Source organism: Streptomyces sp. DS1-CR2 (genome assembly GCF_055760475.1).
Genome location: NZ_CM147085.1, coordinates 6,662,676 through 6,679,087, shown reverse-complemented (window position 1 = coordinate 6,679,087; position 16,412 = coordinate 6,662,676). Strand labels below are relative to the sequence as shown.

The 16,412-nt window shown below is 72.8% G+C and carries 12 protein-coding genes; 7 read left to right on the top strand and 5 right to left on the bottom strand.

Features of this window, described 5'->3' with window-relative positions; all coding sequences use genetic code 11:
* The first annotated feature begins 26 nt into the window (after positions 1–26).
* Together treY and ACY0PA_RS31515 are read left to right on the top strand one after the other, a co-directional pair.
* Positions 27–2,441, top strand: a complete 2,415-nt coding sequence (gene treY / locus ACY0PA_RS31520) for a malto-oligosyltrehalose synthase (RefSeq protein WP_473086486.1) — start codon at positions 27–29, stop codon at positions 2,439–2,441.
* Between the two features lie 279 nt (positions 2,442–2,720).
* Positions 2,721–3,971 carry a M14 family zinc carboxypeptidase gene (locus tag ACY0PA_RS31515; protein WP_473080880.1) on the top strand — a complete coding sequence of 417 codons (1,251 nt, stop codon included), beginning with the start codon at positions 2,721–2,723 and terminating at the stop codon, positions 3,969–3,971.
* Between the two features lie 51 nt (positions 3,972–4,022).
* On the opposite strand, the gene ACY0PA_RS31510 is transcribed toward ACY0PA_RS31515, so the two are convergent.
* Complete coding sequence (locus ACY0PA_RS31510; protein WP_356279466.1) at positions 4,023–4,580, bottom strand: DUF1707 and FHA domain-containing protein; 558 nt, start codon at positions 4,578–4,580, stop codon at positions 4,023–4,025.
* Positions 4,581–4,775: 195 nt separating this feature from the next.
* Here ACY0PA_RS31510 and ACY0PA_RS31505 point away from each other — a divergent pair, with 195 nt between their 5' ends.
* Together ACY0PA_RS31505 and treZ are read left to right on the top strand one after the other, a co-directional pair.
* Positions 4,776–5,726 carry a GNAT family N-acetyltransferase gene (locus tag ACY0PA_RS31505; protein ID WP_473080879.1) on the top strand — a complete coding sequence of 317 codons (951 nt, stop codon included), beginning with the start codon at positions 4,776–4,778 and terminating at the stop codon, positions 5,724–5,726.
* A gap of 135 nt (positions 5,727–5,861) precedes the next feature.
* Positions 5,862–7,610 carry a malto-oligosyltrehalose trehalohydrolase gene (treZ, locus tag ACY0PA_RS31500; RefSeq protein WP_473080878.1) on the top strand — a complete coding sequence of 583 codons (1,749 nt, stop codon included), beginning with the start codon at positions 5,862–5,864 and terminating at the stop codon, positions 7,608–7,610.
* 18 nt (positions 7,611–7,628) lie between these two features.
* Here the strand turns inward: treZ and ACY0PA_RS31495 are convergent, their stop codons facing one another.
* Positions 7,629–8,555 carry an aminoglycoside phosphotransferase family protein gene (locus ACY0PA_RS31495; RefSeq protein WP_473080877.1) on the bottom strand — a complete coding sequence of 309 codons (927 nt, stop codon included), beginning with the start codon at positions 8,553–8,555 and terminating at the stop codon, positions 7,629–7,631.
* 5 nt (positions 8,556–8,560) lie between these two features.
* Complete coding sequence (locus ACY0PA_RS31490; protein WP_473080876.1) at positions 8,561–9,685, bottom strand: M24 family metallopeptidase; 1,125 nt, start codon at positions 9,683–9,685, stop codon at positions 8,561–8,563.
* Positions 9,686–9,900: 215 nt separating this feature from the next.
* Here ACY0PA_RS31490 and ACY0PA_RS31485 point away from each other — a divergent pair, with 215 nt between their 5' ends.
* Positions 9,901–10,653, top strand: coding sequence for a metallophosphoesterase (locus tag ACY0PA_RS31485; protein ID WP_473080875.1), 753 nt, complete (start codon positions 9,901–9,903; stop codon positions 10,651–10,653).
* 33 nt (positions 10,654–10,686) lie between these two features.
* Here the strand turns inward: ACY0PA_RS31485 and ACY0PA_RS31480 are convergent, their stop codons facing one another.
* Positions 10,687–11,280, bottom strand: coding sequence for a PDZ domain-containing protein (locus ACY0PA_RS31480; RefSeq protein ID WP_473080874.1), 594 nt, complete (start codon positions 11,278–11,280; stop codon positions 10,687–10,689).
* Between the two features lie 150 nt (positions 11,281–11,430).
* Positions 11,431–13,632: a germacradienol/geosmin synthase Cyc2 gene (cyc2, locus tag ACY0PA_RS31475; RefSeq protein ID WP_473080873.1), complete on the bottom strand. Its 2,202-nt coding sequence runs from the start codon at positions 13,630–13,632 to the stop codon at positions 11,431–11,433.
* 165 nt (positions 13,633–13,797) lie between these two features.
* Here cyc2 and ACY0PA_RS31470 point away from each other — a divergent pair, with 165 nt between their 5' ends.
* On the top strand, positions 13,798–14,268 hold the full coding sequence (locus ACY0PA_RS31470) for a universal stress protein (RefSeq protein WP_473080872.1): 471 nt from the start codon (positions 13,798–13,800) through the stop codon (positions 14,266–14,268).
* 69 nt (positions 14,269–14,337) lie between these two features.
* The gene (locus ACY0PA_RS31465) at positions 14,338–16,404 is read left to right on the top strand and encodes a prolyl oligopeptidase family serine peptidase (protein ID WP_473080871.1); all 2,067 of its coding nucleotides are present in this window, start codon (positions 14,338–14,340) and stop codon (positions 16,402–16,404) included.
* Positions 16,405–16,412 lie beyond the last annotated feature (8 nt).

The following is a 16,412-nucleotide window of genomic DNA, read 5'->3' as shown; positions in this document are numbered from 1 at the left end:
CGGGTACGTAGGTTCGCATGACGCGCATGACACCGGACCATCACGAGGGCGAGGTCCCCGCCCCGCCCACGGCCACGTACCGGATGCAGCTCCAGCCGGCGTTCCCGTTCGCCGCCGCCGCAGGAGCCGTCCCGTATCTGGCCTCTTTGGGTGTCTCGCACCTGCATCTGTCGCCGGTCCTGGAGGCCGTACCCGGTTCCACGCACGGGTACGACGTCGTGGACCACGCGCGCGTGCGGGACGAGCTGGGCGGTGAGGCCGGGCTGCGGGCGCTCGCGCGAACGGCGCGGGAGCACGGGCTCGGCCTGATCGCCGACATCGTGCCCAACCACATGGCGTCGGCGGCCGGGCTCAACCGGCCCCTCCAGGAGGTACTGCGGGACGGGCCGCACTCCCCTTACGCGCACTGGTTCGACATCGACTGGGAGGCGCAGGGCGGGCGGGTTCTGCTGCCCGTGCTCGGCCACCGGCTGAGCCACGAGCTGGAGCACCTGGAGGTGGACGGCCGTGTGCTGCGCTACTACGAGCACGCGTTCCCGCTGCGCGAGGGCACGGAGACGCTGCCCCTTCCCGAGCTGCTCGACGCCCAGTGGTACCGGCTCGGATGGTGGCGGCTGGCCCGCACCGAGCTCAACTACCGGCGTTTCTTCACCATTTCGGACCTCATCGGGGTCCGCGTGGAGAACCGTGAGGTGTTCGACGCCACCCACGAGAAGATCGTCCAGCTGCTGCGCGAGGGCGTCCTCGACGGGCTGCGCGTCGACCATCCCGACGGCCTCGCGGACCCCGGCGCCTATCTGAAGGACCTCGCCGACGCGGCCGGCGGGCGCTGGACCGTCGTCGAGAAGATCCTCGGCCCGGACGAACAGCTGCCCGCCGCCTGGCCGGTGGCAGGCACGACGGGCTACGACGCGCTGCGCCGGATCGACGGCCTGTTCACCGACCCGTCGGGCGCGGACGAACTGCTCGGCCTGTTCCGGCGCTTCACGGCGGCGCCCGCCGACCGGGGCGGCGACTGGGACGCCACGGCGCGCCGCGCGGCGTACAAGGTCGTCACGCACGAGCTGGCCGCCGAGGTGGACCGCCTCACGCGCGAGGCGGGCAGGTTGTGCGCCGCCGACGCGGCCCTGCGCGACCACGCCCCGTGGGCCCTGCGCGCCGCCGTACGCGAACTCCTGGTGCGCCTCGACGTGTACCGGCCGTACGTGACCGGGGGCGCGGACCCCGAGATCGTGCTCACGCCCGAGGACGCCGCGGACGCGAAGGGGGTGTTCACCGTCGCCGAGGAGGCCGAGGCGGTGGACACCGTGCGGGATCTGGCGCTCGGGAAATGCGGGTCGGGGCCCGAACACGGCGCGTTCCGGGCGCGGTTCGCGCAGACGGCGTCCGCGCTGCGGGCCAAGGCGGTCGAGGACACGGCGTTCTACCGGCACGCGCCCCTGCTGTCCGCGACGGAGGTCGGCGGTACGCCACAGAGCCCCGCTGTGGACCCGGAGTCATTCCACGCGTACTGCGCGCGCGTGCAGCGCGACTGGCCGTACACGGGCACCGTGTTGTCGACGCACGACACCAAGCGGAGCGCCGATGTGCGGGCGGGGATCTCCGTGCTCACACAGTGTCCCGGGCGTTGGGACGATCTGCTCGCAGAGGTCACCGAGCGGACCGCGCGCGAGGGCGGCGCGAGCTCGCCCGATGCCCAACTCGCCTGGGCGGCCTGGCAGACGGCGGTCGGGTTCGGCGACCAGGACGGCGAGCGGCTCCAGGGCGCGATGCTCAAGCATGTGCGCGAGGCGGGGCTGCACACGAGCTGGACCGAGCCGGACGCGGACTACGAGAAGGCGGTGCGCGACTTCGTGGCCGCGGGCCCGTGCGGGCCGCCCAGGGAGGCCGTCGCCGCGTTCGCGGACTCCTTGCGGCCCCATGTGCGGGCGAACGTCCTGGGGGCCGCTCTCGCCCATCTGACGATGCCGGGGGTGCCGGACGTCTACCAGGGGACGGAGCACGAGTACCGGGCACTGGTGGACCCGGACAACCGTGCGCCGGCCCGCTTCGATCTGAAGCAGCTGAACTCCGGTGAGGGGGCCCTGCCCCTCGGTCTGTCCGACGAGAAACTGGCCCTCACCGTCGCCGCGCTGCGGCTGCGCCGGGCGCACCCGGAGTGGTTCGGCGGCGGGTCGACGTACGATCCGCTGCCCGCGCGGGGGGCGGGCGCCGCGCACTGTGTGGCGTTCGCACGCTCCGGGGAGGCCGTCGCCGCCGTGACCCGGCTGTCCCTGCGCCTCGCGGAGACGGGCGGCTGGCGCGACACGGAACTGCCGCTCCCGGAGGGTCGCTGGGCCGACCTGCTCTCCCCGGGACGGGAGTTCACCGGTCACGCACGCGTGGAGGAGCTGTTCGACCGGCTTCCGGTGGCGCTCCTGGTGCGGGCGCCGGTCGGCTGAGGAGGGCGTACCGGGGGAAGTTCACGTGCGGCGCGCGTGCAGGAGTCGTTCAGCCGGCTTCCGGACGCGCTCCTCGTGCGCCCACCCGTCAACTGACGAGTACCGGCAGCGTCTTCGGGCCGCGTGTGATGAGGCCGCTCTCTTAGACCGTCGGCGAGACCTCCCTCGCCCCGGCGGGCGCCGGGCCGCACCAGCGTCGAGGCACCCGATGCCGCCTTCTTGACAGGTGCCGCGCAGCGTGGGGTACTGCGGGATGCGACGTGGGGAGCACCAACGGGGGTGAGTCACCTGACGGAGCAGCGCTACCCGAATGTGGCCGAACTGGTCCAGTCAGCACGGGAGCTGACGACTCACCGACCCGACCTGTGCGTTCTACGCCAGGTCGGCACCTCACGCGCGGGCCGGCCGCTGCACCTGTTGTCGGTGGGGCACGACCACCGCGCGGTGCTCGTGGTCGCGGGCGCCCACGCGAACGAGCCGGCCGGCGGCTCCACTCTGCTGCGCCTGGCCGAACGAGCCCTGATGGAGCGGGAGTTGCGCACCGACTGCTCCTGGCACTTCCTGCTGTGCGCCGACCCCGACGGCGCGGATCTGCACCGCACCCCCGCGCCGCGCACCCTGCTCGACTACCACCGGCACTTCTTCCGCCCCGCGGGCCCCGAGCAGCCCGAGTGGTCGCCCTCCGTGCTGCCGCCCGACCGGCTGCCGCCCGAGACGCGGACCCTGACCGGAGTCATCGACGACCTGCGCCCCTTTCTCCAGGTGTCCCTGCACGGCACCGATCTGGGCGGCAGCTGGGTGCAGTTGACGCGGGACATACCGGGGCTCGCGGAGCCGTTCGCCAAGTCGGCGGCGGAGCTGCACATCCCGGTGGAGACGGGGGCGTCGGACGCGGCGGGCTGGCCCGCGACGGGCCCCGGCGTCCATGTGATGCCCGAGCCCGGCGTCGAGGCCGCGTTCCCCAGCCTGCCGGACGACGCCCGGCACAGCACCTGGCACCACGCCCACCGCTACGGAGGCCGCACCGCGATCGTCGAGGTCCCGATGTGGGCGAGCGACCTCGTGGACGACCCGGCGCCGCACCCCGCCCCCGACCGGGCGCTGCGGCGTCTCGCACAGCGGCTGAGCCGGGACACGCTCCTGGTGGAGCAGATCCTCCAGTCGGCGCTGCCGCGGCTTCCCGAGGTGGACGGGCCGCTGATGCGGGCGGCGCGCTGGGCCGTCGCGCTGGTGCCGGGCCTCGCGGACGACTGGCTGAAACCGCCGCCGCCGGACGCCACGATGGCGTACGTGGGGAGCATCGACGCGTTCTCCAGACGGCTGCCGCTGCGGGCGGCCGCGATGCTCCTGCGGGTCCTGAAGGAGGCCGACGACCCGGACGCGGAGCGTCTTGAGCAGCTGGTGACCCACTGGTGCGACGCGTTCGCGGAGCGGTTCAGTGCGCGCTGGGTGCCGCTGGAGCACCAGGTCGAGCACCAGTCGCGGACGACTGTCGCGGCCGTGCGGCACACGCTTGCGGCGGGCGTCTGAACGCGAACACTGCCTGGAACGACCGGAGTTGGAACGCCAAACGCCCCCGAGTCAGGCGGAGTCGGCGGAGAGCCGGAACGACATCCGTCCGAAGCCGACCTGGTCGCCGTCCTGGACGACCGCCGCGCCGACCACCCGCCGCCCGTTGACGGACGTGCCGTTGGTGGAGCCGAGGTCACGCAGCACCCACATGCCGCCCTGCCTGCTCAGTTCGGCGTGCACCCGGGAGACCGTCTCGTGGCTGAGGCGCAGTCCGTTGGCCGGGTCACGCCCGATGCGCAGCGGGTAGGGGTTGTTCGGCGACGGCAGCTGCAGCTTCGGGAGGCGCTCGCGCTGCCATGCCCCGCGCAGCCGCACCGTGAAGCCGGAGACCGCCGCCACGGTGCCGAAGACCACCCGGGACCAGCGGCCCTCGGTGTGCAGATCGGCGGTGAGCGCGGCCAGTTCGTCGGACCGGCGGGCGGCGAGGGCCAGTTCCATGCGCCGTACGAACGTGTCGTGCGACAGCCGGCCGAGTGCGGCGCCCTCACGGAGCTCCCGCAACGCCCTGTCGCGCTCGGCGTCGGACAGCCGCGCGGGGTACGTATGGTGCTCGAACGAGGAGGTCACGTACGTGATTGTCCGGCAGCGCGGCCGAGGTGTCCAGAAAACGACGAACTTCAACGCGCCTCCGTACGGCCTTGACCAGCAAGGACGGTGACGGAACGCGGTGCGTGGAAAACCGGGCGCGCCCGTCCCATGCCCGCTGCTAGGTTCGGCAGCTCGGACCGCCGCCGGGCGCGTTCACGTGGACCAGGAGAATTCTTGACTGCTGCACCGCAAGGAAGCCCGCACCCGACGCGCGACGACGCGGAGCTGGTCGTCCGCGCACTGACCGAGGAAGACGTACCGCTCTTCCGTACGTTCGAGGATCCGGGCCTCGTGGGCCGCGTCATCACCGGCGTCGGCTATCGCACCGTCACCGAGGGCGGCGACTACCGCCCGGACTGGACCTGGGTCGCCCTGCGCGAAGGGCGCGTGGTCGCCCGGGCCGCCTGGTGGGGCGGCAAGGACGACACGGAACCGGTGAACCTGAACTGGTTCGACGTCCTGGAGGACGACGTCGAGGCGGGCGCCGAACTGCTGCGGCTGGCCCCGTTCGACGTCGAGTACGAGCTGATCCTGCCCGCGGGCTGGCGTGAGGACCCACGGACGCGGGCGGCCGCCGAGGCGCGGATGGAGGCGGTCACACGGGCCGGCAAGAAGCTGCTCGTGGAGCGGCTGCGCTACCGGTGGACGCCCGAGAACGGCCTGCCGGAGCGCCCCGGCCGCCTGGAGTTCCGGGCGGAACCCGACGACGAGGTGATCCTCGCCGTGCTGCGCCGGGTCCACTCGGCGACCCTCGACGCGCACGCGCGGCACGCCATCGAGGAGTCGGGCCTCGACACGGCCGCGCAGGAGGAGCTGGACTTCTTCCACTGGTGCCCGTCACCGCGCGAGTGGTGGCAGCTGGCGTACACGCCACAGGGCGAGCTGGCCGGACTGCACATCCCCGCTCACAACCCGGGCGGTCCGTGCATCGGGTTCATCGGCGTGGTGCCGGAGCAGCGCGGTCACGGCTACGCGTACGACCTGCTGGTCGAGTCGACGCACCTTCTGGTGGAGCACGGCGCCGAGTTCATCGCCGGGGCGACGGACGACGGGAACTTCCCGATGGCGGCGAACTTCACGAAGGCCGGGTACCCGGTCACGGAGAAGCGCATCAATTTCGTCTGAGGTTCACCGGCCGGTTCGCCGACGGGTCCGATCCGGCGAGGAATGCGCGGAACCCGCTGCGAATCCCAGCGGATCGATCTCCGCTGACGCAGGATGGACGGGTCGTCACTGTCGGCAGACAAGGGGGAACCGTCCGTGCAGTTCGAGGTGTGGGCACCACAGGCAGAGCGGGTCGCGCTCCACTGCGAGGGCACCACGCGCGCGTTGGAGCGCGACCCGGACCGCGAGGGGTGGTGGGCGGGCGAGGCCGACGCGCAGGACGGTTCGCGCTACGGGTTCGCGCTCGACGACGGGCCGGTGCTGCCCGACCCCCGCTCTCGCCGCCAGCCGGACGGGCCCGAGGGCCTGAGCGCGGTCGTCGACCACGCGCGGTACACGTGGCGCTCGGAGTCGGGGCCGGGCAGCGGCCTCCCCGGCGCGGTCCTGTACGAGCTGCACGTGGGGACGTTCACGCGTGAGGGCTCGCTCGACGCCGCGGCCGAACGGCTGGGCCACCTCGTCGAGTTGGGCATCACGCATGTGGCGCTGATGCCGCTGTGCCCGTTCCCCGGCCGGCACGGCTGGGGCTACGAGGGCGTCAGCCCGTGGGCGGTGCACGAGCCGTACGGGGGCCCCGAGGCGCTGAAGCGTTTTGTCGACATGGCGCACGGGCTCGGGCTGGGCGTCGTCCTCGACGTGGTCCACAACCACCTGGGCCCCTCGGGCAACCATCTGCCCGCGTTCGGGCCGTACTTCACCGACACCCATCACACGCCCTGGGGCGCCGCGGTCAACCTCGACGCCCCCGGTTCCGACGAGGTGCGCGCGTACTTCGTCGGCAGCGCGCTCGCCTGGCTGCGCGACTACCGGATCGACGGGCTGCGCCTCGACGCGGTGCACGCGCTGCGCGACACGCGCGCGGTCCACTTCCTGGAGCAGCTGTCCACGGCCGTCGACGCCCTGGCCGAGGAGCTGGACAGGCCCCTGTTCCTGGTCGGCGAGTCGGACCTCGGCGACCCGCGCGTGATCACCCCGCGCACACACGGCGGCCTCGGGCTCCAGGCGCAGTGGAGCGACGACTTCCACCACGCCCTGCACACGGCGGTGACGGGCGAGTCCCAGGGCTACTACGAGGACTTCGCGAAGGCGCCGATGGCCGCGCTCGCCAAGACCCTGAGCCGGGGCTACTTCCACGACGGCACATACTCGACGTTCCGTGGCCGGCATCACGGGCGCCCCATCGACCGCACCCGCACCCCCGCGCACCGGCTGCTCGGCTACGCCCAGACCCACGACCAGATCGGCAACCGCGCGCTGGGCGACCGGCTCTCCGCGAGCCTGCCCCCCGGGCTCCTCGCGTGCGCGGCCACGCTCGTGCTGACAGCGCCCTTCACGCCGTTGCTGTTCATGGGCGAGGAGTGGGCCGCCGGCACCCCGTGGCAGTTCTTCACCGACCACACCGACCCGGCGCTCGCCGACGCCGTACGCAAGGGCAGGCGGCGGGAGTTCGCGTCGCACGGGTGGGCCGAGGAGGACATTCCCGATCCGCAGGACCCGGCGACCCGGGAGCGCTCCTGCCTGGACTGGTCGGAGCCGGATCGCGACCCTCACGCGCGCGTGCTGGCCTGGTACCGCGAGCTGATCGCTCTGCGCCGTGCCCGGGCCGACCTGACGGACTCCGATCTGGCGGCCGTGCGCGTGGCGTACGACGAGGAGGCCCGCTGGATCGCGTACCGGCGGGGTGATCTGCGGGTGGCGGTGAACCTGTCGGACGAGGAGGTAGCGGTGCCGGTCGGCCGGAACGGCTACCGGGTGCTCGCCGCGTGGGAGCCGGTGGGCCTGCCCGGCGAGGACGGTCTGCTCACCGTCCCTCCGCAGTCGTGCGCGGTGCTCGTCGGGCCATAGGCCGGCCCATAAGGGGCTTCAGCCGGTCTCCGGGTCCTTGTCGGCGAGTTCCGTCACGAGTTCGAGGAGGATCGCCTCCCACGCGCGCTCCAGCTGGGTGCGCAGCAGCGGCACGGGGCTGTCGTCCGCGCCGTGGAGGCGCTCGCCGAGGCGTACGAGGGTGTCGCAGCGGGCCAGCCACAGGCCGCGCAGGCTGGCGCGGGCGCCGTACCCGGCGAGGGTCGCCGCGCGGACGGCCGCGCGGGCGCCGACCGAGATGCTCAGGCCCGCGATGTCCTCGGCCGGGTCGCCGATGACGGCATCGGCCCAGTCGAGGACGCCGCGCACCCGGCCGTCGGAGGTCACGGTGAGGTGCTCGCCCTTGAGGTCGTTGTGGACCACGACGGCGCCGGGCTGCGGGGCGAGCTGGGCGGCGGCCTGCGGGGTCAGCTGCGCGAGGCGTGCGGTCTCGAACTCGCCGTTACCGCCGAGGAGTTCGGCTGCCCGCGCCGCCTCCCGGCGCAGTGCGTCGAGGGAGCGCGGCGCGGTCCTGGTGAGCCCGAGCGCCTCGGCCCGCGCGGCGGGCACCTCCCGCAGGCCGCCGAGCAGCCCCGCGAGGTCCTCCTCGCCGACCGCGGTGACGTCGACGACGTCGCCCGACGCGCCCTGCAGCCGCGTATCGAGGGTGTACGTGCGCCCGGCCGCCCACTCGCCGGACGCGAGAGAGGCGGGCACGGCGATGCCGACGTGCTGGCGCACGAGGTCACGGACCCTGATCTCGCGGCGCTGGCGCACGGACGACGGCGCGTCGAGGGCGAGGCGCAGCACATAGCGGGTGCCGACCCACCAGGTGGAGTGCTCGCCGCCCTCGGCCACGGCACTGACGTCGAGCTGCCCGCCGTCGGGGAGGAGGGCGTCCAGCAGTCTTCGTACGGTGTCCTGGGTGGGCCGCGGGGCGTCGGACATGGCGTCTAGCTCACGATCGCCATGTCCCGCGACGTGCTGTTCAGCCGTCGTACGCCGTCCTCGGTGACCGTCACGATGTCCTCGATGCGCACCCCGAAGCGGCCCGGAAGGTAGATGCCCGGCTCCACGGAGAAGCACATTCCGGGGACGAGGGGCAGTTCCTCGCCCTCGATCATGTAGGGCGGTTCGTGGGTGGTGACGCCGATGCCGTGGCCGGTGCGGTGGATGAAGAACCGGCCGTAGCCGAACTCGGTGATCACAGCGCGGGCGGCGCGGTCGACGTCCTGGCAGGCGACGCCCGGCTTGACCGCCGCGCAGCCCGCCGCCTGCGCCTCGCGCACGACGTCGTGGACGCGCTGCTCCTCGGCGGTGGGCTCGCCGACGTGCACGGTGCGGGAGGTGTCGGATCCGTAGCCGTGCTTGAGGCCGCCGAAGTCGAGGACGACCATGTCACCGTGTCCGATGACGCGTTCGCCCGCCTCGTGGTGCGGGCTGGCGCCGTTCGGGCCCGATCCGACGACGGTGAAGTCGACCTGCGAGTGCCCGAACTGCCGTAGCAGATCGGCGAGATCGCCCGCGACGTCCGTCTCCCTGCGGCCCGCGAAGGGCACCTTCTTGATCTCCTCGTACGTGGCGTCGGCCGCCTCGCCCGCCGCCGTGAGCCGTTCGAGTTCGGCCGCGTCCTTGACGGCGCGCATCATCGGCAGGGCCTCGGTGAGGGAGGCGTACGAGGTGTCGGGCAGTGCCTTCTGCAGCCCGATGAGGTGCATCGCCCACGCGTTGTCGCTGACGCCGAAGCGGCCGGAGACGCCGAGGAGGGGCGCGGTCACCGCGTAGGGGTCCTTGCCGTCGGTCCAGTCCCGCAGGGTGAGGGCGCCCGCTCCCACCGCCTTCGCGGCGTCCGGTGCCTCGAGCGTGGGGACCACGAGGACGGGGTCCTGGCCCGGGGCGAGGACGAGCATCGTGAGGCGCTCGGTGTCGGCGGTGGGCGAATAGCCGGTGAGCCAGACCATGTCGGGGCCGGGGGCGACGAGGACGCCGGCGAGCCCCGCGTCGGCCGCGGACCGGGCGGCGCGCTCCATCCGGGCCTTGTAGTCGTCGGCCGTGAACGGCGCGGGCGTGGCGGTCATCCGGTCCTCCGGGTGCTCCGAGCTGAACCTTGCTTCTCCGAACAGGACGTACGGGCAGCATCCTGCCCGCCCGCAGGGCCTGACGCGAGTCTGTTCCCGCATGCGCGCGCCGCCCGGCCGGGCCGCTGTCTAATGCCTGCCCATTGATCAACCATTACAACTAATGGTTAGATCGGCAGCATCCGTTAAGCCCCTTCTCCGGAGGACGTACGACCATGCTTGTGCTGGCCCAGATCAGCGACCTGCACCTCGACGGGACCCCACGCGCGACGGCGCGCGCCCGGCGCGCGATCGACCACCTCCGGGCGCTGCCGGGCCCCCTCGACGCCCTCCTGGTCACCGGCGACATCGCGGACCACGGCGCCGAGTCCGAGTACGAGGAGGCGGCCCAGCTGCTGGGGCTGCACGACGGCGACGCATCCTTCCCCGTCCTGACCTGCCCCGGCAACCACGACAGCCGGGCGCCCTACCGCAAGGCGCTGCTGCGCGAACCCGCGTCCGAGGGACCGGTGAACCGCGCCCACCATGTCGGCGGCGCCGTGGTCCTCATGTGCGACTCCAGCATTCCGGGCGCCGACGAGGGCCGGCTCGACGAGGAGACGTACGACTGGCTGGAGGACACCCTCGACGGGCTCGACGGCGAGACGCCCGCCCTGCTCGCGTTCCACCACCCGCCGGTGGCGCTGCACCACCCGCTGCCCGACGCGTACCAGCTGGCCCAGCCACGGGAGCTGGCCGCTTTGCTGGAGCGGCGGCCGGAGATAGCCGGGATCATCGCGGGGCACGCACACACCCCGGCCGCCACCGTGTTCGCGGGCCGTCCGCTGGCGATCGGCCCCGGCGTGACCTGGACGCTGCGGCTGCCCTGGGAGGGTGAGGGTGTGGCGGACCGGGACGCTCCGGTGGGCCTGGCCTTCCACATCCTCGACGACGAGCGGCGGCTGACGACGCACTTCCGTGTGGTCTGATCTCCCCCGTAGGGCGATCCCCTGATAGCGGCCCTAGGTCACCACTCCAGGAGTCACCGCCAGTACCTGGCGCACGCCCGACTCGTGCCGGACCGTCAGCGTGACCTGCCGGCCCGGACGCGCGGACTCCACAGCCTGGGCGAGGTCGCCCGCCGAGCCGATCTGTGTCCCGTCGAAGGCGATCAGCACATCGCCCCGGACGAGACCGGCCGTATAGCCGGGACCGGGCACGTGCACGCCCACGAGCAGCGCCCCCGCCCCCTTGGGCGCATCCACCGCCTCGACGCCGAGCGCCGCCCGCACGGGGCGGGCGGAGGGCGACGGGGAGGCGGAAGAGGCCGGCGGATGTGACGGCGTGAGCGCGGGCGGCCGCGGCGCCGCCCCCGCCTGCTGCTGCATCTCGGCCAGCTTGCTCATGCCTATGACGGCGGCACCGACCGTGCCGAGGCCGACGCCCGACAGCACGAGCACCGCCCCGAACAGCAGGCCGAGCAGCAGGGTGACGAGGCGCTTGCCACGGCGCCGCGCCGCATGCGGGCGGCGGCCGCCCGAACCGTTCCCCCGGGGCGCCGCCTCACGGCGCGGGGCTCCGGGCATCGACTTGGGGCGCAACGCGGTCTGTTCCATGGCCCACCTCCGGCCAAAGCTCTACCCGTCCGCGTCCGGCGCGACGATCCTCGAACGAGTGAGACTGAACCGGGCATTTCTGGCATCCGGTCAGCCGCCGCGCCCACCCTGCCCTGCATGCCCCGTGGTGCGGCCGGTCAGTTGCCGCCTTCACCCCACAGGACTCACCCCACCCCACGAGGGTTCCGTGAATCCCTCATTCCGGCTGAAAAGGTTCGGCAACCGCCCCGGTACGAAGCCATGCGCGCGCCGGGCCAGGTCGTCGGCTCCGTAACGTCGGCATTCCCGGTGCCAGTTGAGGATCCCGGCCATCCAGTTCTGGAGCTCCAGCACATAGCCGTCCATGGTCGCCCGCGCCTCGGGCGACAGCTCGAAGTCGTCGTACAGGACGGGGAATTCATGGGTGGCGACATGCTCGAACTGATGCATGCGCTGTGTCATCAGGTCGTGCACGACGCCGAGCGCGGTCGGGTAGTCGCAGCCGAAGAAGTTCTGCACGACGAGGATGCCGTTGTGGATCTCGCCCTCGTACTCGATCTCCTTCTGGTACGAGAACACGTCGTTCAGGAGCGTCGCGTAGTCGACGGCCGCGTTCTCCAGGGAGCGGACGGGGCCGCTGCGGTAGACCTCCGGGGGCACGGCGGGGCCGTGGCCGAGGCGGCACAGGCTCATGGTGAGGTCGGCGCCGAACGTGGCGCGGCGCATCTCCAGGTAGTCGACGGGGTCCGGGATGCGGTGCTGGAGCTGGTTGGACAGCTCCCACACCCAGCTCTGCGTCATGACGTCGATGGCCGCCTTCAGGGTGCGCCGCTGCGCGGTCGTCATGCCGGCCGCGGTGCGGGCCCAGAGGTCGGCGAGGCCGCGCTCCATCGCGTTCACGGGCGGCGGGATCTCGCCGCCCTCGACGGGCATGCACGCGGAGAGCCGCTCGGTGCACAGCTTGGCCGCGGCGAGGTCACGGCGGTGCCCGAAGACGAGCGGATAGTAGTCGTCCCCGTACGTCCCCCAGGCCAGCCAGTGCGCGCTCAGGTCCAGGGCGTCCTGGTCCCCGTCGGGGTCGAGGCCGGCCGAGCACAGGGGCAGGTCGTAGGCGGCGAGCTTGTCCTCGTCCCAGACGCCTTCCTCCAGGATGCCCATGGCGTGCGCCCACGGGATGATGCGCCGGCGGGCCTGCGCCAGGCCGGGGTTCAGCCGGAGCGTGAACGGCATGTAGAGGTCGGGGATCCGGGAAGGCCCTACCTTCTGGAACGGCACATGCGTGTAGGCGCGCAGCCGTTCGGCGCCCGCCGCGGCGAGCAGCGCGCCGACGTCCGCACCGGAGGTGCCGATCCCGGTGGGCCCCGCCAGGGGGTTGCTCCCGGTCGCCCCCTCGTTCATGTACCGGCTGGAGCGCAGATGCCATTCGTGGCCGCCGGACTGCCAGTCCTCAAGGCCTCGCGTGTAGGCGGCGACCGCGGCGGCCTCGGGCGGTGTGAGCCCCTTCTCGACGGCGAGGGCGGGCACTTCGGTGAGCGCGGTGTGCTCGAACTGGTGGAGGCGCGAGGTGAGGATGCCGTTGACGGTCTGCGCGGCCTCCTGCGTCGTACAGCCGAAGAAGGTCTCCAGGACCAGTACGCCGTTGCTCAGCTCGCCCTCGTCCTCGACCTCCCGCTGGTACGAGAAGAGGTCGTTGCGCAGGTGCACGGCGTCGGAGAACGTCTCCATCAGGACGCGCAGCGGCCTCGACCCGGAGACGGACGCGGGCACTTCGGAGGTCGCGTACTCGACAAGCCCCGCCGACCAGGGCGCCCCGCCGACCTTGCGGCGCATTTCGATGTACTCGACGGGGTTGGAGATCCGCCCCTCGTTGATGTTGGACAGCTCCCACATCGACTCGTTGAGGAGGTGTTCGGTCGACTCGGCGAACCTGCTGCGCCAGTCCACCGACATGGCGGGCACGGTGCGCGCCCAGAGGTCGGCGAGGCCCGCCTCGACGGGGTTCCTCGGCTCGGGCACGGGAGTCGACAGGTCCATCGGCATGAACAGGGGCAGGCGGTCCAGATAGGCCTTGCCGCCCTCGCGGTCCATGGTCCGCTTGAACGTCTCCAGGAAGTGGTCGTCGAAGAAGAAGACCCACACGTACCAGTCGGTGACCAGCGACAGGGCGGGCCCGTCACAGTCGGGGTGGGTGTACGCGCACAGCAGTCCGTAGTCGTGCGCGTCGAGGTCGCTCTGCTCCCAGATGCCCGACCCCTCCAGCATGCCCATCTGGCGGGCCCACTGCGCGGAGTGCGCCCGCGCCTCGTCGAGGTGTGGATTGAGCCGCGCCTGGTACGGCATGTAGAAGTGCGGCAGTTCGAACGGCTGCGTCATGGCCCGGCCCTACCCGTGGCCTCCGGCGGACATCCGGACGGCGGCACATGATCGCACCATCGCGTGAACCGACGACTGAGGTGCGCCCGGACAGGGAAAAGGGCGGTACCCGATCCCGCCCCATCCCCACCCGATCCCCACCCGATCCCACCCGAGGAGTCTTCGGTGAGCCAGGCCACGGAGCCGTTGATCGTCGTCGGTGTCGACGGTTCGAACCACTCGAAGGAAGCCCTCCGCTGGGCCGTGCGGCAGGCCACGCTCGTCGGCGGCCGGGTGCACGCCATCATGAGCTGGGAGTGGTCCACGAACCCCTTCAGCTTCGGCGGGCCCGCCCACGGGGACACGGTGGCCGGCGGCCGCGAGTTACTCTCCCCCGGGGAGACCTTGCGCGGCAGGCTCATCGACGTCGTCACGGAGACGGTCGGCGAGAGCCCGCCCGTCCCGGTGCACAGCCGCATGGTGCACGGGCCCGCGGCGAAGGTCCTCGTCGAAGCGTCCGGCGCCGCCGACCTCCTGGTCGTGGGCACCCGCGGCTACGGCGGATTCAAGGGGGCGCTGCTCGGCTCGGTGAGCCAGCAGGTGACGCAGCACGCGCACTGCTCGGTCGTGGTGGTGCGGCACAAGTCCGACAGCTGACGCGAGCGGCGGCCCGCCCCCCTGTCGTCCACCCGACGGGGTGTCAGCGGGGCGTGCCAGAGTGCCCTCATGGATGATGCCCGAGCGTTCCCGCGCCAGTACGCCCGCACCCGCCGCTTCGCCCTGGGCGCGCCGGGCCGGTTCACGGTTTCGGCCGACGGCGGGCGCGTCCTGTTCCTGCGCACGGGCGGCGGCGCCGACCCCGTGAGCGCGCTGTGGCTCCACGAGGACGGTGAAGAGCGGGTCCTCGTGAATGTCTCGCGCACCGCGCGCGCGGGAGACGTGCCGGCCGCCGAGCGCGTGCGCAGGGAGCGGGCGCGAGAGAGCGCGGTCGGGCTCGTCTCGTATTCGGCCGACGCCGAGTGCCGCACCGTCGTGTACGCCCTGTCGGGTGCGCTCTGGGCCGTGCGGGTCGCGGACGGCGTCCCGTTCCCCGTGCCGGCGGCGGGCCCGGTCGTGGACCCGCGCCTGTCCCCCGACGGCCGTTTCGTCGCGTACGTCACCGGGGGCGCCCTGCACGTCGTCACGCTCGACGGCGAGGACCGGCTGCTCGCGGCGCCCGAAGGCCCTGACATCACCTACGGGTTGACCGACCACGCGTCCTCGGAGTCGATGGGCCGGGCGCGCGGACACTGGTGGGCGCCCGACGGCGGCGCGCTGCTCGCGGCGCGCGTGGACACATCGCGTGTGCAGCGCTGGTATCTCTCCGACCCCGCCGACCCTTCAGCGCCGCCGCGCGCCGTGCGCTACCCGGCGGCGGGCACCGCCAACGCCGACGTGGCGCTCCATGTGCTGCACCTGGACGGCTCGCGGGCCGAAGTGGACTGGGACCGTGGGGCGTTCGAGTACGTGCCCGTGGCCGGGTGGGACGCGCACGGCCCGTTCGCCGCGGTGCAGAGCCGCGACCAGCGGACGCTGCGCACGCTGGCCGTGGACCCCGCGACGGGCGCCACCCGCCTCCTGGACGAGCAGCTCGACCCGGCCTGGGTCGAGCTGGTCCCCGGCGCCCCGTGCCGCACGGCGTCCGGCGCGCTGGTGACCACCCGCGACGAGCAGGACACCCGCCGCCTCGTCGTGGCCGGGAAGCCGGTGACCCCGGTGGGCCTCCAGGTCCGCCAAGTCCTGGGCGTACAGGGCGAGTCGGTGCTGTTCGAGGGCGGCGACGAGCCCACCGAGACCCATGTGTGGACGTGGGCGCCCGACGCGGGCCCCGTCAGGCTCACGGACACGCCGGGCGTGCACACGGCCGTCTCGGCGGGCGGCACCACGGTCCTGGTGAGCCGCCGGGAGGATCGTACGAGCGTGGAGGTGACGAAGAAGGGCAAGCCCGTCGGGGAGATCACCTCGCTCGCCGAGCGCCCCGTCGTCCCCACGCGGCCCGTTCATCTGCGGCTCGGCGAGCGGGAGTTGCGCAGCCAGCTGTTCCTGCCGTCGTGGCACACACCGGGCAGCGGCACGCTCCCCGTCCTGGTGAACCCGTACGGGGGCCAGCACCTCTTGGTTGCCACACGCGGCCTCGGCTGGCCCGCGCATCTGTCGCAGTGGTTCGCCGAACAGGGCTTCGCGGTCCTGGTCACGGACGGGCGCGGCTCCCCGGGGCGCGGCCCCGCGTGGGAGAAGGAGATCCGCGGCGACATTCTGACGCACGCCCTCGACGACCAGGTCTGTGCCGTGCAGGCGGCCGGGGCGCAGTTCCCCGACCTCGATCTGACGCGGGTCGCGATCCGCGGCTGGTCGTTCGGCGGGTTCCTGGCCGCGGGCGCCGTGCTGCGCAGGCCCGACGTCTTCCACGCGGCGGTCGCGGGCGCGCCGCCCACCGACCAGCGGCTGTACGACACGCACTGGAAGGAGCGTTATCTCGGCCATCCCGACGAGGAGCCCGAGAACTACGAGCGCTGCTCCCTGATAGCCGACGCGCCCCTGCTGCGCCGGCCGCTCCTGCTGGTGCACGGGCTCGCCGACGACAATGTGGCGGTCGCGCACACCCTGCGCCTGTCGGCGGCGCTGCTCGCGGCGGGCCGCAGCCACCAGGTACTCCCCCTGCCGGGCGCGACGCACATGGTCACGCAGGAGGACGTCGCGGAGAATCTGCTGCTGTTCCAGCTCGACTTCCTGAAGAAGTCCCTGAGGGTCTGACCACTCGC